Annotated in this window: 21 protein-coding genes and 1 pseudogene; 3 read left to right on the forward strand and 19 right to left on the reverse strand. The window is 42.5% G+C overall.

From position 1 onward, the window contains the following. Positions 1–858: a mechanosensitive ion channel family protein gene (locus J5O05_RS09705; RefSeq protein ID WP_208841897.1), complete on the reverse strand. Its 858-nt coding sequence runs from the start codon at positions 856–858 to the stop codon at positions 1–3. A gap of 255 nt (positions 859–1,113) precedes the next feature. Between J5O05_RS09705 and J5O05_RS09710 the strand changes: the two genes are divergently transcribed. Continuing rightward, positions 1,114–1,749, forward strand: coding sequence for an EF-hand domain-containing protein (locus J5O05_RS09710; protein WP_208841898.1), 636 nt, complete (start codon positions 1,114–1,116; stop codon positions 1,747–1,749). 166 nt (positions 1,750–1,915) lie between these two features. Then, positions 1,916–2,800: a hypothetical protein gene (locus tag J5O05_RS09715; RefSeq protein ID WP_208841899.1), complete on the forward strand. Its 885-nt coding sequence runs from the start codon at positions 1,916–1,918 to the stop codon at positions 2,798–2,800. A gap of 17 nt (positions 2,801–2,817) precedes the next feature. On the opposite strand, the gene J5O05_RS09720 is transcribed toward J5O05_RS09715, so the two are convergent. The 5 genes and pseudogenes from J5O05_RS09720 to J5O05_RS09735 form a co-directional block, all read right to left on the reverse strand. Further along, on the reverse strand, positions 2,818–3,255 hold the full coding sequence (locus J5O05_RS09720; protein WP_208841900.1) for a DUF3106 domain-containing protein: 438 nt from the start codon (positions 3,253–3,255) through the stop codon (positions 2,818–2,820). After that, positions 3,243–3,521: a hypothetical protein gene (locus J5O05_RS09725; RefSeq protein WP_208841901.1), complete on the reverse strand. Its 279-nt coding sequence runs from the start codon at positions 3,519–3,521 to the stop codon at positions 3,243–3,245. Before J5O05_RS09725 ends, J5O05_RS09720 begins: the two co-directional genes overlap by 13 nt. Then, positions 3,499–3,861, reverse strand: a complete 363-nt coding sequence (locus J5O05_RS09730; RefSeq protein WP_208841902.1) for a DUF3619 family protein — start codon at positions 3,859–3,861, stop codon at positions 3,499–3,501. Before J5O05_RS09730 ends, J5O05_RS09725 begins: the two co-directional genes overlap by 23 nt. Then, positions 3,848–3,940 (reverse strand): hypothetical protein, encoded by a 93-nt coding sequence (locus tag J5O05_RS22850; RefSeq protein WP_425281495.1) that lies wholly within the window; start codon positions 3,938–3,940, stop codon positions 3,848–3,850. Before J5O05_RS22850 ends, J5O05_RS09730 begins: the two co-directional genes overlap by 14 nt. A gap of 40 nt (positions 3,941–3,980) precedes the next feature. Beyond that, positions 3,981–4,412: pseudogene (locus tag J5O05_RS09735) on the reverse strand (sigma-70 family RNA polymerase sigma factor); the annotation flags it as partial. Between the two features lie 455 nt (positions 4,413–4,867). Between J5O05_RS09735 and J5O05_RS09740 the strand changes: the two are divergent. Next, a complete protein-coding gene (locus tag J5O05_RS09740) occupies positions 4,868–5,473 on the forward strand; it encodes a PPC domain-containing protein (RefSeq protein ID WP_280117693.1) in 606 nt (201 codons plus the stop codon). A gap of 228 nt (positions 5,474–5,701) precedes the next feature. Here the strand turns inward: J5O05_RS09740 and J5O05_RS09745 are convergent, their stop codons facing one another. The 13 genes from J5O05_RS09745 to J5O05_RS21850 form a co-directional block, all read right to left on the reverse strand. Further along, entirely contained in the window at positions 5,702–6,499 is a 798-nt protein-coding gene (locus J5O05_RS09745; RefSeq protein ID WP_208841905.1) for a catalase, read from the reverse strand. A 474-nt stretch (positions 6,500–6,973) separates the two neighbouring features. Further along, on the reverse strand, positions 6,974–7,609 hold the full coding sequence (locus tag J5O05_RS09750; RefSeq protein ID WP_208841906.1) for a hypothetical protein: 636 nt from the start codon (positions 7,607–7,609) through the stop codon (positions 6,974–6,976). A gap of 51 nt (positions 7,610–7,660) precedes the next feature. Beyond that, positions 7,661–8,086, reverse strand: a complete 426-nt coding sequence (locus J5O05_RS09755) for a hypothetical protein (protein WP_208841907.1) — start codon at positions 8,084–8,086, stop codon at positions 7,661–7,663. Between the two features lie 76 nt (positions 8,087–8,162). Beyond that, positions 8,163–8,609 (reverse strand): hypothetical protein, encoded by a 447-nt coding sequence (locus tag J5O05_RS09760; protein ID WP_208841908.1) that lies wholly within the window; start codon positions 8,607–8,609, stop codon positions 8,163–8,165. A 329-nt stretch (positions 8,610–8,938) separates the two neighbouring features. Beyond that, positions 8,939–10,036 carry an IS91 family transposase gene (locus J5O05_RS09765; RefSeq protein ID WP_244369537.1) on the reverse strand — a complete coding sequence of 366 codons (1,098 nt, stop codon included), beginning with the start codon at positions 10,034–10,036 and terminating at the stop codon, positions 8,939–8,941. Then, positions 10,033–10,869 (reverse strand): tyrosine-type recombinase/integrase, encoded by an 837-nt coding sequence (locus tag J5O05_RS09770; protein ID WP_208841909.1) that lies wholly within the window; start codon positions 10,867–10,869, stop codon positions 10,033–10,035. The genes J5O05_RS09765 and J5O05_RS09770 overlap by 4 nt, the downstream gene beginning before the upstream one ends. A 631-nt stretch (positions 10,870–11,500) precedes the next feature. Beyond that, positions 11,501–12,415, reverse strand: a complete 915-nt coding sequence (locus tag J5O05_RS09775) for a hypothetical protein (RefSeq protein ID WP_208841910.1) — start codon at positions 12,413–12,415, stop codon at positions 11,501–11,503. 10 nt (positions 12,416–12,425) lie between these two features. Beyond that, on the reverse strand, positions 12,426–14,261 hold the full coding sequence (locus tag J5O05_RS09780; protein WP_208841911.1) for an ORC-CDC6 family AAA ATPase: 1,836 nt from the start codon (positions 14,259–14,261) through the stop codon (positions 12,426–12,428). A 31-nt stretch (positions 14,262–14,292) separates the two neighbouring features. Continuing rightward, the gene (locus J5O05_RS09785; protein ID WP_208841912.1) at positions 14,293–15,390 is read right to left on the reverse strand and encodes an HD domain-containing protein; all 1,098 of its coding nucleotides are present in this window, start codon (positions 15,388–15,390) and stop codon (positions 14,293–14,295) included. Positions 15,391–15,395: 5 nt separating this feature from the next. After that, complete coding sequence (locus J5O05_RS09790) at positions 15,396–16,448, reverse strand: DNA cytosine methyltransferase (RefSeq protein ID WP_208841913.1); 1,053 nt, start codon at positions 16,446–16,448, stop codon at positions 15,396–15,398. A 74-nt stretch (positions 16,449–16,522) separates the two neighbouring features. Continuing rightward, positions 16,523–18,145 carry a Tn7-like element transposition protein TnsE gene (locus tag J5O05_RS09795; protein WP_208841914.1) on the reverse strand — a complete coding sequence of 541 codons (1,623 nt, stop codon included), beginning with the start codon at positions 18,143–18,145 and terminating at the stop codon, positions 16,523–16,525. Beyond that, on the reverse strand, positions 18,129–18,833 hold the full coding sequence (locus tag J5O05_RS21845) for a TnsD family Tn7-like transposition protein (protein WP_244369539.1): 705 nt from the start codon (positions 18,831–18,833) through the stop codon (positions 18,129–18,131). The genes J5O05_RS09795 and J5O05_RS21845 overlap by 17 nt, the downstream gene beginning before the upstream one ends. Positions 18,834–18,846: 13 nt before the next feature. Further along, positions 18,847–19,650 (reverse strand): TniQ family protein, encoded by an 804-nt coding sequence (locus J5O05_RS21850; protein ID WP_244369541.1) that lies wholly within the window; start codon positions 19,648–19,650, stop codon positions 18,847–18,849. Between the last annotated feature and the right edge of the window lies 1 nt (position 19,651).

Raw genomic sequence — 19,651 nt, forward strand, 5'->3', positions numbered from 1 at the left:
CTATTGTGCAGATTCGTTAACTGAAGCGGCTTGCGCCGAACAAGGCTGTTGAAGGAAAACACTCGCTGGGATAAGTGTGCGCCCTTTTTCGGTTTCAATCACGACCATCGTTCCGGTAATTTCCGTTAACTTACCGGACAGTCCTGCAATTTCAATTTGGTCGTTAACTCGGCAATGGCGAAGTACTTGGCGCGCTGCTACTGTGTTGGCGATTAAATCTCGGCTGCCTAAGCCAAACGCAAGCGCAATCCCAAAACACATCACCCCTGTGAGCACAATGACCAAATGCGTCACAAACTGAATATTGATACCCAGTTGTTCAACACCAATAACTACGGCGGTAAAGAGCACAATAAGTTTTGCAACACGTGCAGCCGTATCCACTCGCGAGAAGCCAATGGATTGTGCACTCGCACGCGCCATAACACTAATCACGTTTCCGGCTAAATAGCCGCCAATAATGATAAGCACACCAGCAATGAGTTTAGGTAAATAACCAAACAACGACGCGAACCACCCGCTAAAGAAATCCAACCCGAGTGACGAGGCTGCTGCCGCGAAAAAGAACATCATCGTAAGCCAAAAAACCACCCGGCTGATGAGCTGCATGTGATTGGGTCGAAGCTGAAACGGCTTATCAGAATGGAGCTTTTGGCTAAATCCAATCGCTGCACGATTGGTAAACGCAAGGAAGCCTGCTGTCACTTTACTGAATAACCATGCCACCAGCCATCCGATTAACAACAGCACAAGCACCGCGGTCACTTGCGGCAAGTAGCTAACAATTTGATAAACAAGGTGTTCATAGCTACCCGCCAGAATACTTTGCCAATCATTGGTATTTTGAGCACTTTCCATTCGCGCCTCCGAAACAGTTAGTTAAGCATCGACTCGCCATCGAGAGGCGCTATTCTCATCCTATTGTGATGACTGGATGATGTATTGTCCAGAAATTGCACACCCTTTTTGGTTCGAATGAATAAAAAAATCCTTATAAAAACAAATAAATAAAAAAACTTTCAAAAAAAATACCGTGCACCTGTCAACCGAATGAGCGGTCACCCGTTTTATAGATTGTGACGCTTATGACACATCATGACAGGAGATAGAACCATGAATTTTAAAAAAAGCTTATTAAATCTTAGTGTTGTATTACTTGCTGTAGGTGGAATGAATGCCGCGTACGCGGACAATCATGACGCTCGCGGTGGCCACCAAGGCAAACAGAAAGGCGGTGAGCATCGTCTTGCGGGTAAATTTAAACGCCTTGATGCAGATGAAAGCGGTGCGATTACACTGGACGAAATGACCGCCAATGTTGCGGACCAAGCACAGCAAAAGTTAACGCGTGCAGATAGCGATGCCAGTGGCGCGATAAGTTTAGAGGAGTATTTAGCGGCAAAACCTCATGCTCACGACTTTTCAGCGATTGCTGACGCATTAGTCGAATGTGTCGCGACGATAAAAGCAGAATCGGGAGATGACAACATTGTTGTACCAGAAGCGAGTAAATTTACTTCGCCTGAAGCAAAATTCGCGGCTATCGACGCCAATTCGGATGGCGGTATTACGCTTGATGAGTTACAAACGCATATGCAAACGCAAATCGAAAGTACATTTGCAGCAATGGATGCGGACAGTAATGGTGAGGTCACTCTTGACGAATTTACCGCGGCTGCCGAAGTGAAAAAAGCCACAAAACAAGCCGTGAAACAATGCGCTGAAGAATTACTCGACGACGAAGAGTAATCACCAAGCGGAAAAGCAAGTTCGCTTGCTTTTCCTGTTTTATTAGCCCTTCAACGCCTACCACCCTACATCAACCAGTTCATGTTCTCACCCTTTTACGGCATGCTTCTCTAAATTCATAAAATTGATATAGACTAATCAACATATTATCTAAATTGTTGAATACATGATGCGTTTTGGAACACTACTAATTGCTCTAAACCTTGGGATGCTGTCTACCACCGTGTTTGCCCATCAGGTCTATGTCAGCTATGACCAAAACCAACAAACGCACAATGTGCTCGATACGACGACCATGGTCGATGCAACTGGCAGCACACTCACGACCAGTTTCGATCTTACCGAGCAATGGCAATGGTCTTTTAATGTTGGTCGCGCATCTGGCAGCGAGCCTTTCAATGAGCGTCTAAGTACCGACCTCGATACCAAACACCTAAGCAGTACAATGAGTTTTTACCAAGATGCTTGGTCTTACACGCTTAACGTGGCACGTTACCGTGATGAAGTGGCCGTTTTGCGCCCTGACGCTCGAGAGATCTACACCAGTAGCGCTTCCTCACCAAGCATCAGTGTCGCTGCACAATATCAATTCCCGATAGCCAATTGGTATTTCGGACTCGATGTGGGACTCAGTTACGGCGAATACGAAATAGATTCCGTGGCGACAAGAGATCGTAATGTAACCACCCGTACACAGGAAGACAGCACGAGTGTAACAGCGTCGATTGGCCTTACAGCCTCCTATTGGATTGAATTAACTCAAACACAAAGTCTGTATATCGGAAGCAGTGTGTATTGGGATCAAGTACTTGATTCAGACCATTCGCAAACGCAAATTCGAGCGACTCGTACACCAAGAACTGGGCAACCCGCCACCGTTCGTCGTCAGCAATTTGAAGGGGGTTATCGCGATGAAAACTCAGGTCAACTGAGTGTGTTTGCAACCTACGGATTTGCGTCAGATTGGTCTCTTTCCGCCAGTTACGCACATCCACTCAACAGTGATTACAGTGATGATGGTTTTTCAGTCATGTTGGGCTATCAGTTCTAGCCCAACATACGTATACATTAGTGCCCACCTCGTTTAGGCGGACGCACAGGGTTATTTTGGCGACTCCGTTTAAATTGCTCTCGAAGCTGCTTTTGCTTGTCTAATGGCAAACGTTTAAATTTAGCGTGTGCATCACGAATTTTACGTTGTTCTGCCGAGGGCAACTGTTTAAAACGTTTAAAATTATCACTTAATGCTTGGCGTTTTTCCGCAGGCATCGCTTCCCACGTTTTGTATTGTTCACTCACTTGTTGACGCTGTTGCTCATCCATCGACAACCAACGCTTGGCGCCAAGTCGAAGCGTTTCTTGCTCTTGGCTCGACAGTGCTGACCAACCTGACTTAAATTCTGCAAGCACCTGTTGCTCGCTTGCACTCAGTGATTGCCAACTGTCTGATGCAAAAGACGATGCTGACAAGAAAAGCGCAAAACACAAACACATTATTTTTTGCATTCGTCTTTACTCCTATCACACTTCACATCCACCTCTTCTCTACGTTTGTTGTCTGGTTCAAGCGAGGATTCCATATCGAGTGGACCAACCCATTCTTCATTCACTTTTTCAAGCTCAGCGAGATACATTAAAAACGCTTTGCTCGGTGTTGAATCATTCAGAACAGGTGTCTCAGGCTTGACCCCGGGGTCATGTTGCCCCACACAAGGTATCGCAACGCACAACAGCGACACGCTCATAAAATTACAGTATTTGTTGGTTTTCATTCGCCGCCAACCACGTTGCAAACTCAAGATCTTCCAACAAAGCTAAATCTTCCGATGGAACGTCGGCACTGGCCACATTGGGCATTGCCGTAATAGACGGCACAGACTGAGATTGCCAACTTGGCCACAACACCACCGCAAACAACACCACAAAACTCACGCCTATCGAATAGGTAACGGGACGCGTAAACCATTGAGTTCTTCGTTGAGAACGTGCCGTAAGCGCCTCTTGTCGTGCTGCTCGAATCGCACGCACCGTTTTGTCGCTCATTTGCGCGTTTTGAGCATCAAGGGCTTGGATCACCTGCTGCTCGAGCGGTTTTTGGTTATCCTTCGTCATCTTGCCCCTCCAATACGACTTTCAATTTAGCGACGGCACGCGAGTAGTGTGTTTTGACACACCCCTGCGAACACCCCATGATTTCCGCGGTTTCTTTTACCGAGAGCTCCTTCCCAACTGCGCAATAAAAAACATTGCTGTTGCTGGGTAGGTAATGCTTTTAGTACCGTCAGTGATTGCGCTTGTTGTTCTGCCTTTGCCCATTGCTCATCCGGCTCACTTAACGGCGAATCCGTGTTGTCGGGCCAATCCATTTCATCATCGGCATCTTGGTTACGCCAGAAAAACAGCATGTTTTTTAACTTCTGCTGGCGCTGCCAATCGCGAATCGCGTTTTGCAAAATTTTATAAAACAATGGCTTCCACTGTTCGCAAGGTTTATCACTGTAATGGATGACCAATTTCGTCATCGCCTCTTGCAACACATCCAACGCGTCGGCATGACTGCCTAGAGCCATTTCCGCCATTCGGTAGCCCTTGCGTTCAACCTGCTGTAAAAATGCGTCCATGCTCACAGGGAAAGTCTGTGTCGATGCATGATTGGATACCATACTGGCGCTAACGTGTTGAATTATTGTTTTATCCTATCACAAAGACTGAAAATTGCGCGTTTCTACACCTTATAACGTTCCGCAAAGCATTCGGTTGACAATACGGCGCAAAAATTTTTTGCGTTACCTATATCGTGATGATGTGTGATTTACTTTGTTGGCTTTGGATACAGCCTGCACAAGCCAGCGTGCTGAAACTACAGCAGAGTGACGACGCTCTTCAGCCTCCCAACCAAAAGAGCACGAACAAAAGTACGTTACTTTAAAGGCTGGAAACCGACTTTTTATCTTACACTCTCACGTTCTCGTGCTATTAGGCGCTGACACTCTGCCATCCGAAAAAACATCTTATTCAATATCAGAGAATTACTTTAGAAACCTCTCCTTGCTGTAAAAACAATCAAACCGTCACCGTAAATTCAAATGGCACCGAGCTTCCCGCGTATTTTGTTGATATTCCGACTGGTGCAACAAACTTAGTGATCCAAACCCGTGATGGAACATCAGGAGATGCTGACTTACACGTCAAGTTCGGTCGTGAAGCAACTCGCACGGACTATGACTATCGCCCATGGAAAGCAGGAAGTAATGAAACCGTCAGCATTGCCGCTCCGCAGGCTGGTCGTTGGCACATTATGGTGAGTCCATACAGTAATCAAGCGATGACTGAGGTGAAACTCACTGCAAGCTGGACAGAAACAGGTGGGGACAATGGCAGTACGACGATTGACAATGTGTGCACCGCTCAAAATCCCGTGAGCTCTGGCAAACTAACGCCTGACAATACCATTTGCCTTGATGGCAGTCGTACAGTCTACTTGTCTATTTGGGTACCCACAGGCAAATCAACCTTAACTTTAATCGGTGGCCATGGCACTGGAGACATGACGCTTTATTATAAAGCGGGCGCTTGGCCGAGCGCCAGCTCTTATGACAATTTATCAACCGCGTCTGGAAGCAATAACGACAGTATTACAATCACCAACCCAAGCTCTGGCTGGCACTATTTAATGGTAACCGGCCAGCATAGTGGTGCTGCTCTACTTACCAAGTTCAATTAAATCATCGTGTTCTGCAAGAACCCTCTGTATCGCGGGTTCTTGCTTCAATCCTCACTGCAGCAATGTGAAAAAACGCCATCTACTGACTTCATTTCTTACTTTTGCTTTGCGGCTTCGTACAAACGCTTGCCGAAGGAAATCGCATAAGCAGGGGAGCGAAATTTCAACACTGGGTCGTCCGATAATTCAAACCCAGGACTCACCAAAGTTGGGTCAAAATTCACAGGTTCACACTCTGCGTCGAGTTCCTGTAATTTGTAATCGACCAAAATTAACCCGTTCACCTGACGTCACCCATTGATACGTTGGATCATTTAGCTTGTCTGATTCGTGAGGGAAAGCAACAATCATGTCCATTGCCATCGGACCTGACGCTAACTTCTGTGCAGCTTGCTGCGCAAAGTCGAGCGAACTATCACTCGCTAAACCCGTCATATTCTGAGAATAGAAAATCCAACGCGCGGGTTGCCTTTCTTTCGCTTTATTCACCAAATAGAAGGTATGAATGCTGTTGTAATACTGCTGAAAGTAATCTCGAGCTCCGGCTTCTCGTTCCATCAGCGATTGTTCAAATTGTCCAACCGAGGGGTATTTGGCTTTGAATGCGCCTCGTTCTGCTGGCGTAACCGTCAATTGTTCAACAAACGCCTCTGGCGTAGGGACTGAAAAAAATGGCACGTTCAACATCGCCATTTTGTGATGGATGTCGTTGTAACGAAAATCAAGCGCCATCCCCAGCACTTTGGTCTTGGCATCCTCACTGTGAAGGTTTCCACCCGGATGAGAAAAACGTCCCACGACGGAAATAGGTTCACCACTAAAAATAGGACTAACCGTGTACTGTGCAGCCTCAGGGGTTGCCGTAAACGTAGCCGCAAAACATAAGCCCTTCGTATGATTGCGACGCTTGCCCTCAGACACCCCAAATTTCTTTTCAAACGCGGTGATTGCCGCGTTCGGGTCTACTTGGTTCGCGGTTGCCCCGAGCGGCACCGCTGCTAACAGTAACAAAATGATTGCTTTCATTGCTCTCTCCAATAGATGACACTGAAAAGACCGGAGCGCAGCGATAAATCATTCAGCAGAATTGGCCGCAGTTAGTTAAAGGTTTGGAACTTGAAAAGCAACATTGCCATTTAGGTCTGACATATGAGTCAGTACTGATGATTGAGGGTATGTATTTCTTTATTGTTCACCCACAAAAAGGCTGTGGGTGCTAAATAAAGTTAGAAACAATAATAGTCTGTAAGTCCCTAGTTATGGTTCGTAAAGAATGGCTCACTGAGAGGAAAGTTGGAAACAATAATATCGCCAAATTTAGTTTGAGTAATAACTACTCAAAAGTTTATCGATCAAAGTTGGAAACAAAAAACTCTGTTGGTATCGCCAGTATCCGATGACTTCATCTGTATAAGTTCTGACGTGCACCTGAATGCGACTTGACGGCTTCTTTGTGCCACTTTCGGACGGTGGCAACGCCAACATAAAGGGCGCGGCGCCTTATGCCGCGTCCTCTTTGATGTTTTTGTTAGATTTTTTCTTCGATTTACGACCGACAATCTGTGAGCCAAAAACAAGATCTTTAGGGTCATTTGATTTTTTCATGCGACGCAAATGAAACTCCAACTTTAGCCACTCAATTATGCTGTGGCGTTTTGCAAGAGACTTAATCGATCTTTCAAGTATATATTGATAGCCCATAAACCCAGCCTCGTACCCAGACAGCATGGTGACATAGAGCTTTTCGTTTTCTAAAAATGGCTCCAGGGATTTGTTCTTCATGAACTCGTATTTATTAACAAGCTCGCGTAGCTTGAAGCCTTCTATAGGGTATTGCTCAGATATATAATCAATTGAAGCGTTTAGCCTAACAGGAAATTCAGGGTCTTTGCTTACATATTCCTTGAATGCTCTCTGCCTATACCTTTCCCACTCCTTTATGTCAGACGACATATTTTTGTGTTTTTCAATAGCGAGCTTTATTTGAACCATCTCCATGTTCAAGAAATATAGATTGGAAATCGCTTTACCTAGGCTTTTTAGTGATTCACCCCTTCCTCGAAGATATGAGCTTATTTCACTAAGTGACCAACCTATTGCAACGCCAATAACGGGAAGTAATTCTTTGAATTCCAATATAATCTCCCTGAAAATCTAACGCCCCATTCAGGGGCTTTTATTCGTTGGCTAAAATAACGAACGCAGTGAGGAAAGCCAACGTTTAAAAGTCCCTCTCTGCAATGGCTTGTTAGGTGCTTTTTTAACTATGTTTGTATCTGTTCTTACTACAAAATAAGGCATAGTTATTTTGCATAAAAAGAGCCTTGCTACCGCATAGTCTTTTGACACACAAAGATCTTCTGGCCTAATGTGGCCACGCTCTTGCCAATATACTTTCCACTTTTTATTTTCGTGGATAAAGTACATACCATCATATGTTTCACGTGTCGTTCTTATAGAGCTGCTTATAGGTCGTTTACACTCCCAATCACAATATTCAGGCTCTGCGATATCGAAAACCTCCTTGAGCTTCCCAAAACCAAATTGCTGCTCAAGCTCATACACACTTTTGGTTTCAAGGAGTTTAAATTGTTCTTTTTTGGAGATTGTCATCCTTGGCACCTAACGCCGCGCTAAGCGGCAAGTAACACTTGGCTAAATTCAGCGAGGAACGAGCACGAGCCAAGTGTTACGCGTCCGGCTGCTTAAGCGCTTTGTTATATGCGCGGTAGTAGTTTTTTAATTCTCTATAAAATTTTTGATAATTCTTATATTCGTCAAAATAAAGTCCGGAATAATCGCTCCAGTCTAATAATCCCGTACCACTACAAATGTTATAGATTCCTAGCTCAGTCACTATAAAAAAGTACTTTCTACCGACTACGATTCCTAAAGAACCAGTTTCATCGTAGTACGTTGAAACTGATTCCAAAGTTTCAGCGCTACCTTTGAAGCTTTCAATCAAGTTAAACTTTGCAACCACTTTATCATCGATAATCTTTGCTTCAGTTACTAACGCAGTAAATATGTGCTTATTCAGACTTTCAGCGATAGTTTGTTCGCTAGACAGTTCTCCACATTGCAATGCCCAACTATTAGATGAAAAGACGAAGAAAAGGGTTAAAAATAATCTCATAACTTGAATGCGCTTATAACGTATTAGTATTTATGGGACACGTTGTTTGTGTCACATAATCCCTTGTTGAACTGAGGCGCTACCTGCACGTTGCTTGGTATCGTTTATGCTATGGGAATTTGCTTTTTTAAGCCTAAGGGGCAAGTGGGTGATTTGCTCAATCCTTTATCTTACTTTGCGCTTCCTAGCATCGCTCAGTCGTGTTTTTTATGTTTCTATTACAGCGAATTAAGGGGCTGTAAGCAATCTTTTTTAAACCGCGCAGCACATCCCATCCCAATCCGTTCAATTAGGGTAACTCATTGAATTTAGGCAGCTCGTTGACGCTGCTAACTCAGTCGGATATCCGCAGTTACGTCGTCTGGATTGTGCCTTTTTGCGGTGATCACCGACTTTAAACTCAATCGCCCATGTCCGCAGACTTTACATGTCCAACACGGTAACGTCGGTGGTTGCAATTCTCTTTGGGGTGAGGATTGGGCTTCTTGTTCAATTGACCTTACTATGCGCTGTACTCGTTTATAGCTCGCGTTGGCTAAAAAGCCATAGTGCCGTATTCGCATCAAGCCTTTTGGCAATACATGCAATAAATACCGCCGAATAAACTCGTCTCGACTTAGCTGCATGACTTTTTGCTTATCCTCATCCTTATAATCTCGATAACTGAAGCTCACCCCTTGTTCATCCACCGCAACCAGTCGATGTTCCGACATCATCCCTTTTCGTGTATACCGCGCTAAATAGCTCACTAAGTAAGGACTGTACGTCAGGCACGCTTTGCTATAAACGCACCATTCTGTCGGCGTGCTAACGTGCACGACATCCTTATTTCTAGCGTACAATGCCGCAAGCATTTTGCCTCTAAATACACGCGAGAGTGCTTTGACCGGATATAAGTAGTTGTTGTCTATCGTGCACCAGCGTCCTTGTCGTATCGACCCCGCCGGAATTAGACAGTGTAAATGGATATGCTGACTCAGCGTTTGCCCCCATGTGTGTAACACACAGGTCATGCCCAATTGACCATGACCTTTCTTGGCGGCGAACTGGGTCAATGTCGCCCAAGCGGCTTGGAATAGGCTTTGGTACACCATGCTAGGCTGATGTTGAGCCAGTGGATTCAGTTCATGAGGCAGCGTAAACACCAAGTGGAAGTAACGACACGGTAATAACCTCGCTTGTTGCTTCGTTATCCATTGCTGTGTCGCATAGCCCTGACAACGTGGACAATGTCTATCTCGACAACTGCATCCAATACGTTCAACCTCGGCACAGTCGTCGCATTGCCACTCTTGATACCCCAGTTTACCTGTGCGACACGATTGAATATGCTGACATGCTCTTATTTGTTGGTAACTTATCGTATGGTGCTGTCGGTAGGATGCTAACCCCTCATGTAAAATATCGGCAATGTGGTACTCGCTCATGACGTAAACCAATTGGCGAGTAAATCCACACCACCATGCCCGAGTTCCGGCAGCCAATGCAGATAAGCCTCGGTGGTTTTTATGTTGTTATGCCCTAATTGATGTTGTAACTGGTGCAGTGGCATACCTGATTCAAGTTGGTGAGTCGCATAGGCATGACGCAGTGCATGAGGGTGGCAACGTGTCTCCAATCCTACCGCTTTAGCGTGTTTTAGTAAGGCTTTTCTGAAACAAGACACCGACATCGCTTGGTCACGCACCCAACGTGAGTAAAAAAGCCACGTACTTGGATGATACATCCGCCAATACTGTCGTAGCAGCTGCAACACACTTTCTGGCACCACGACATAACGCGATTTATCCCCTTTACCATGCTCAATTAAAATTGTGTGACGCTCACCACTGATGTCTTTCACTTTAATCCGCACGACCTCGCCCGCTCGCAATCCACAGCCGTAACACAATACAATCAGTGTTTTTAGTCGCATATCCTGGCAACTATCGACCAAATGCCGAACGTCCTCTCGAGATAAATAACTTGGCGCTTGCTGCTTAGCTTTAGGCAGCGCAATATCAAGGTTAAGTGGGCGCTTTAGAATGTGTTTGAACAAAAACCAAATGCTGTTTATCTGTAGCTTTTGGCTGGCGCGTGACAAGCGACGTATCGCTGATGTTCTAAAAAACGCATTGAGTTCTTCATCAGTGACTTGAGCCAATGGCTTATTGATATAACGACTCAGTTTTTGCACGTGTTCACAGTAGCTTTTTGCGGTGCTCTCTAAATACCCTAAATAACCGATTTCGACTCTTACTTGCTCTATCAATGGGTCCATGTTTACCTCCGGATAAGTTGGAATACCCAAAGATAAGTGTGGTGAAAATGGTGAGGTTGGCGATCTCCGCGTAGCGGCTTAGTTCAACAATTTAATATCGACCCAACGGGTCGTTTTTCTACCATTGGTTGGGTCGTTTATCTGATTGAACCAGTTTTAGCATAAATTATAAAGTGTTGCTACATATCGTATTTTTATAACTGTTGTGTTTTCCACAAGACATAAAAATAACCTATTGGATCGTTTCCATGACTATGGGGGCAAGTTGCTAGTTATGAAAGAAATAAAAAAGAATTTATAAAACTTAAACATCCGCTTTTCGCTCAATTGAGACCTTAGCTCAAACGCACTTTGGGGCATTTTCGATTTAGGAATGGCAGCGTATCGAGTGCGATCGCTGCCATTTTAGTATGATACTTTAATACTCAGTATGACTCTTTATTACTTGGTATGAATCTTTATTACTCTCCCACAAAAGGTGTAGGATAGGAATAAAGTTTCACACTGGGCTGTTCTAAAAATGTTGATTTTCGGCAGGAAAAATATGCACTGGAAAAATAAAGTATCATACTAAAACGAAAATAGGCCCCGAAATGGAACCTATTTTTAGTAAAAAAGTTTCATACTAACTTCATTCAAACTCAAAAATCGTAACAATGCTCCCAGGCTCGGAATAATTTTCTGTATCATACTCAAGAGGCTCAACATAACACAGTTTCAACTCCTCATTTTCCAATGCCGCTAATGCGGCTCCGACCGTCGATACTTTCGTATTCATAGGGCTGATTAGAATATTTGAGTCCTCATACTTCTTAGCTTCGTCTAGAATAGCTTTTTTGGTTTGAATTGCATCTTTTGAAGAAAAGCAAAATTTAGCGACGTCCCTATATACATGACCAAGCGATTGCACAAAATCCTGTACTAGTTCACTAGATATCCTGTTCTGCTCACTAAAGTCGTCCTTATAGCAATCCTCACCTATACCGATTGAAATTGAGCTGGGTTCATAACTTAGAATTAATTCCTTAGCTCTGTCCAGCTCAAAGCCAAGTAAGATAATGAGGTGGTGGAATTTTTTTGAAGGAGAGAAAATACCTGGGTATCCTAGTACTGTTCGCACACTTTTCACACCGGACATCAGAGAAGTACTATATGAATCCGCTCCTAAATAAACAAATTTAACCTTTGCACCAAGCTCCAATGCCTTAATTTGTGTAACGATAAACAGCAAAGTTTCAGTATCAAAAGCAGTAATATCAATAGTTACCTGATTTTCAGATTTTTGAATTATAGGAATAATTTTTCCGGCTATATCTTTCCATAAATCAAAAGGTTTACCGTTGGTTAAATTTAATGGTTCATACGAAAACCTAGCTGCTTCAGAAGCTTTAACGCCGTATGAACAGTGAGTTACTACATATACGCGCATCTTTGAATGCACAATCTCTGGAATGACAGCCCAGCGCGAGTCAAAGCTAGCTGAACATACTAAACTAGATGAGGTATTAGAGATTTTTTCTAAAATTTCAGATTTATTACATTGCATATTACCCACCTTACAACAATGATTGCTGCTTTGGCTCTAAGGCGTCATCAATGCTATCAAAGCCATTCGTTTTTAATTTATTTACCAGCGACTTAGGTTTATTCATACTTTGCTCTAAAAAGTGGCAAGTCAAAAATTTATATGCTGAGAACCCTATAGGGTCTAAATTAAAGCTTGGAGCCAATCTGCGTGTTAGTACAAAAAGCTTTGTACGCCCCATTCCTTCCTTTGTGCCAACATGGCTTTGATAAAAATAGCCTTCTTGCACCCCGAGACTTAGTACAGCACGTAACTCAGGACTCATTTTCTCAGGATCTGATATAGCGAAAGAAAAAAAACGCCTTTCTGCATTATTAGACTTTATAGCAGAGTAAAACAATGAACCTATTGAAAAAATCAAGTTCCTGAGCTTCGTAATAGTATCCAGCTTCTCCTTATGATTAGGTGAATCATCATGCTCAACCTCAATCAGCAGGTCATCTATGTGATTAAATAATAATTTATCCGACTCTTCTCGAATCACAGAATCTTGATAAGTAGGCTTAATGGCACTAAATATCTTTCCTTCTGAGTGCCTTGCTTGTAGGTTATACATTTTACTTGCAGGCTCCAAAAAGTATCTTATGACACCTGAAGATAAATGCACTAATTGGTCAAATCCAGCATACTTATAGGTTGATGTATTTTTAGAAATACCGCCAAGACTAGCTATATAGTCAGGTCTTGCATACCGATAAGCATCATCATTAGCTCTATAGCCTCGTCCTGCTATATCCCCTGATTTATATTTTTCAGCAATTTTTTTGATTGCATTTTCCTGTTTTTGATCAACGGGAAAAAACTCCCGAGGGTCAAAGTCGTAGTCTAAACCATGTATACGACTAAAATAATTATCTAACCTTTTCTTAGCTATTTGGTAAACCCACTCCGGATATTTATCCTTCTTAGAGCCGGTGTATACATTTGAATAGTGTATTTCACTAAAATCGTGAGGGGCCTCGATCCTTCTCCCACTTACCGTAGTAAATGTCTTGTAGTTCAACTGAGTAGCAAGCTTAAATGAAACGGTATCGGTGGTTCTGTACGATACCCAAGAGTTCAAAACCTTTGTTTGGGAAAGGTTTAAATTATCAACATCATCAATCAGTAAGAATAAGGGACCATTTGGCATGAAATCTAATTTAATCAGTTTTTCAATAAAGGGCAGCAATGTGTCGTAAAAAGCTAGCAGCGGACCTTCATAGTTTTGCTGGCTTCCCATTTGAAATAATGTTCTTTTTAGAAAAGAAATATGGTACTTAAAAAAGCTATCAAATAATTTTATAGCTTTCTGAAAAGCGCAAACACCATCATGAACATCTTGCAAACTACTTACATTTTTATCTTGGATTCCATTGTCTGTTAATAATTCATACAGATCATTTCTGACAAAGTTAGAGAAATTATCACCTACCTCAGTAGTAGATAAATCAAATCGTTCACCAATCTCATGTAATATTTTTAAAACTACAAAACATACCAATACGTGCTCAGAGATAATCGCTTGCGTTCTCGGGTTTTCTATAGCGCTATAGTCTAGAATATCTATATCGGTCTTTTTAATGGATGTATAGACGCCAAAAAAATCAAGATCGCTAACTTTCTTTCCCTGAATAATACTTTGACAATCCGGAGATAATCGGCGGAACATCATGCTTTTTCCACTTCCGCGATGGCCATGTAAAAAGACATGTCCTCCCACCTCTAAGCTGTAATATTCCTCATTTGGGACAAACAGATCACAAATATCTTGTGCTTCCATCAACTCTGGAGTTTCAACTGAAAATGGATTGTCTATATGGTTCATGTTCTATTATTCCTATAATCGAAACATTTCCCTAATTACTTTGACCACTCAAAAACTCTCTCACTTCGGAGCTTATAATAGTGTCGCCAAAACTAGGGTAATCTACTTCCTTTAATGTAAATTTTTTTGTCCTTAATACTTCTGGAGTAAAGCTATGCTCCTCCTTTTCATCAGAGATGATGTCGATTGAAATGTTGATCTCTTTAATCTGTATTTCTTCTGACAGGAACCTATTACAGTATCTTCTCTCCAGCTCAGCCTTTTTAAGCCTGCTACAAATCACCGAGGCCATATCAATAGGTACTAAAATAGACTCCCCATTATCCTTCTTTTCATATACTTGATACTCTTTCGATAAATAGGAATCTTTAAACTCCAACTTAATAAACAAGATCTTATCTCGTATATAATTACTAACAATCGAGTAAGCATAAGTGTGAAACACTAAATTATGTGTAGGAATCTCTTCTTCATCTAGCCGATTCGTTCTATTCCGGTTTTCACATATTTCATCAGCTAGACGAGTAATAGACGCAATTTTCCTGAAACCTATGTCATGTAAATGACCATCAGAACCACTATCATCGCTCAATACCCCAATAGTGTCCTTGCTTCCACTCTTTGTCCTCCCTCCATGGGCACCTGCTATTTCACAAATCTTTCTTGCTTCTAACCGGTTGTTATTCAAGTGGTTAATATTATATTTCTGGATAACCTTCGCGATATTTTGTTCATGATTTTCGCGGCCATAAATGTTACCTACATCGTGAAACCTAATACTAAGAAGAAGCAAATATAACTCGTATGGCTTTAACACCCAGTTATTAGCAATTGCCTTTTGGATAATCTCATCTACATTATCATCCCGGACATTGAGCATTTTACCAGCATATAACACAACTTGATCGTAATGCTCTTCCCCATGATCGGTATATAGACCAGATTGTTCAGAAAGCGTCGCGAGACCCGCGTTTACATTTTTGTAAACTTCTCGCCTAAGCTGCGCGACGATTTCACAGTACTTATCGAAATAATTATCTTTCTTAGGAAATGCTGATAGATTGCTCGTCTTTGAGATCCCTAAAAGAACTTGCTCTAGTGGCAAGTTGCAAGTGCGATTTTCATTCATATTAGTTAGTCTATTAACCTTTCAAACAGAGCCTTTGCCAACAAAGGGGGTACAGCATTTCCAACTTGCTGCTGTTGAAAACCTATGCTTCCTTCAAAGACAAATGAATCAGGGAAAGATTGCAGTCTGGCTGCTTCCCTGACAGACAAGCCTCTATCTTGTTGGGGGTGGATTAGCATATTTTTCCTGTAATTCCCTATAACAACTGACGGGCTATTTTCACACAATCGGCGATATATCCCCGTATGACAGCGACTTCTGTCTTTATAATTGGCCATTAACTCAGCTGGAATACTTTCCCAGTTCCCACCTTGAGGTATATGCTTATACCGCTCTATTATAAACGGTGCATTTCTAGTCACAAGGTTATTATTGCACCCATCTAACCCCCCCCTCATCATTTGGGAGTATTGTGATGGTTTCCTTATATCCTTATATTTCTTGAAACACTCTGAACTGCCATTTTCTAGTACAGGTAAATCCTCTAAAGCGTCTCTTACTGTCACAGTTGAATCCGTACAGCCTTCAGGAAATTTAAACCGTTGCCCATGCAGATTACCAACAATGAAAAAACGATCTCGTTTTTGTGGCACTCCAAAATTGATGGCATTTAGCACCTGGGACTCACATGAATATCCAAGTTTAGACAGTGACGTTATCATTTGCTCTGCAAAAATCCCGCCTTCAGTTTCCAGTATACCCTTAACATTTTCAAAAACTACCCAATCAGGCATGTACATATCAACTACACGTAAGAACTCCGTGAACAGCCAATTATTTTTGTTATCCGAGCTTCTGGTACGTTGGTTAGAAGTGGAAAAACCTTGACATGGAGGTCCACCGAAAACTACCAAAGGCTCATTTTGCTGATTTACTAGCTCAACTTTTTGGAAGTTGCGAATATCATCAACAAACATGCTTACTGCTGGTACATGATTACGTATATATGTTGCTGCAGCGTGTTTGTCCGCTTCTACAACAACCTGAACGTCAATGCCCGCTAAACGAGCTCCTAGAGACATTCCTCCTGCACCTGCAAATAAATCAATTCCTATCATTACACATATTTACTTTATTCAATCTAAGCGCAGACGTAGCTCGCACAATTACAAAATGTCAATAAAACACTCTATTAAATATCAATTTCACGTTGTAATCTCTTTCCCCATTTCTCTATTTCAACTTCACTCAAACGGCCATTTTTCTTGGATTTCTGATGCGGTACACTCTTGTGATTGCCCTTACCAATTAACTTATCCAAATGCTCCTGTGGCCAAGACAGCTTGTTCCTTATCAATTCGAGCGCAATCTTTGGCACTTCTTGCCAGAACTCTCTCTTAAACTTTGTCGAATGAACAGGAACTATCTTTGTCGCCAATGAGTTTTTGCCATCAGAGGTGTCCACTTCGAGCAGAAAGAAACTCCTTTTTTGATACTCTAGATAGACAATGACCAAACATCTTGGTGAATCACCATTACTCATCAAATGCTTTTTACTATAGCCATACTTTGGCAATTTACGGATTAGAGGCTCACTCAGCTTTACACCATGTTCTTTTTCCAGTACTCCCAACATTTTGAAGAAACTGTCGAATTTATTAAGATATAAATGGGCATTGTCCGTTTGGTCGTCTAAGCCATCGACGGCGGCTCTTGGAACATCACCGCGAGTATTTGGGTCGTCGGTACTTACTTCTGGTGGAAGAACACTTGGTTGGTCTTTATCTTCTTTTGCGCCCGAATCAGTTTTGTGTCGTGCGTAGAATTTGCGTGTTCGAGGCACCCTGTTGTAAATGCGCTGTGTTGCATCACAAAATATCAGCGCAGATTCGTTGTCTTCGCTACCATCGCTGTTTTCATCAATTTCTCGCTGGGTAGGTAACTGCGGGTAGGTACCGCCTTTTCCTTTACCTGAATCTGGTCGGCTGCCAATAAAGTTGGGATGTAAATAGCCAATATCAGAAACATCAGGGAAGAATAATCCGTCTAACAATTCGATTCGATTGATAAACCAAGTGCTTTCGTCTGCTGACTTCCAACCTCTTGCCGCCACTTTTACACCTTCAAGCTGAGGTGGATCAAATCGAAACGTCCAACGCTCTACGTTAGGAGCGGTAACTCGCTCTTGCGAAAAATACCGATAAATACTGCCAAAGGAGTTTTTAACGTCACTATTGAGCAGCAGCCACGCTATCTGATGTCTAAATCCTTCGTTATCAAACAATATTTTTGGACATTGTGTTGTTGGTAAGGCATTGATCACGAGATCTAAAGGAAACTCTTTGTCATCGTTATTTGGGTTGTGGTCAACATCAAACTCTAAGTCGAGTGCACTGTTAATTAATGCGGCGTTTGCCAGATAGTTGTTTGTAAAAAACAAGGCTCTGGCCAGTTCAAGTTGTGGCAAGTAAATGGTTTTACCCCCACTTTCGAACTTAAAACAGTTTTGCGATTGTTCATCTCGTGATTGGAACTTAACTAAACCACAATCTCTGACCGTTGCGGTTTGCCAAGATAAGCGGTCAGGTAAAACGAATTCAATTGGAAAGCCTAGGGGCATAGCTACAACGGTTTGGTTGAGTACGACTTGTCGACTTAAATACGGGAGCTGGCTAAACTTAAGCGCTTTGCGAGTAGAATTTTCAATATTAACGCCAATGTCCCACGTTTTACGGTCATTGTATTTAAACAGGTTACCTATTGCCTGTATTCTGGCGTTATCTGGTAGTGTTTTAAATCTATCTACTTGGTTCATACTTTACTGCAAATCCTAGCAATTGCGACACGAGTGGTCGGGTCCTTTTCTCGTTTAGCCCTGCCATACGTTCAATTCGCCAAGTTCTGAGTATTTGATGTTTTGCAATACAACGAATACATGCCACAGCGATACGACGGCATTGGTATTCCTCTATAGTTTCACAGTATTTATTAAAAAACAATTTACATAAAGGTAACTTTTCAAGATGTTTGATCTGAGACAAAGGGATACTCGCATGATTAAATAACCAAGTTTCTGTGTAGCGACCGGACTCAAACTGAGTTTCAACTTTATCTATCAATGCCAAAAGTCGTTTAACGTACTTTTTATCTCTTTTGACCCAATCAACTCGGTCTGCTTTTGGAATGTTTGGTTGTGCCGATTTTTGGTTAAATTGCATCAGCCAAAAGTTATCATGTCGATATAACCAAATATATAATCCTTCAAAACCATTTTTTCTCGCTCCTTTAATACCAAATTGAGTAACAACCTGCTTCCACCTTTCTCGACGTGAATGGTCTACAGCTTCCGGTGTTATTTGTATAGGTAAATAGCCATACTTCGAATGTGGTAATTGAGATGCATCGTGCACAATTTTAGCGACGCCTAATTGTTGCTCATAGCAGGCTTGCCATACCAAAAGATGCTGAAGATAACTAAATGCTTTTCTGTGTTTTCTAAACAAACACTTCAACCAATTAGTGCCTTCTGACTTGTTTACATCGGTTCTCAAAGCTAGCGAGGGTATGCCTACCCCAATACCCTAAAACCAATTGTGCGATCAGATCGTGTTCAACCTGCTTACCCCTAACAAATCCCAGCTGGTAAGCCAAGTGATGATAAAAATAACTCCATTGTAATGGATGTATATTTTGCTCAGATAAGTTCAGTAACTGCTGAGCATATTCTGCTAGCAATGTGGTCTTGTGGCTTGTAAAACTTGTAGTTGAATGCAACAGCGCATGAGGACTCAGCGCTATAAATTGGTGCCTATGCGCCTCGCTAATTAACACAGGGCTGTTGATTAACTGCACGCCATGCTCCGCACACACAGATAGACCAGGAAGTTGCCAGCGCCGTGTCCAAAAAGGTTCTCCAAATCGCGCAACTTGCTCTGTTACACATAATGGGCAGTAACGCAGGTAGTGTGGGCTTTTAACTTTGGATGCCGCTTTGCCAAGCTGTACTTCCGCCGAATGTTTGCAATCAGTAAGTAGCTCATGTTTAGCTTGAGCCGCAATGTTGGGAAGCACAAAGGGTGAGTACAACGGATAAAGCGTATGCCCCTGTAATAGCCTGTATGGTGTTAAATCAGCGTTACCTTGATAGTGAGCGGAGATCTGCGCTAAATGCCCTTGAAGCGCAACTGAGGCGATTATGTGCCGGTCTTGGAATACCTCGTCAAGCAATTGCTTGGGTGAAGTGATGCCTGCATGCACGCCGTACCTTGCAATGACGCTATAAAGGAGCTCATCTGGGTAAGGTACGGGTAAGCAGGCCATG

The organism is Pseudoalteromonas xiamenensis (assembly GCF_017638925.1).
Lineage (GTDB): Bacteria > Pseudomonadota > Gammaproteobacteria > Enterobacterales > Alteromonadaceae > Pseudoalteromonas > Pseudoalteromonas xiamenensis.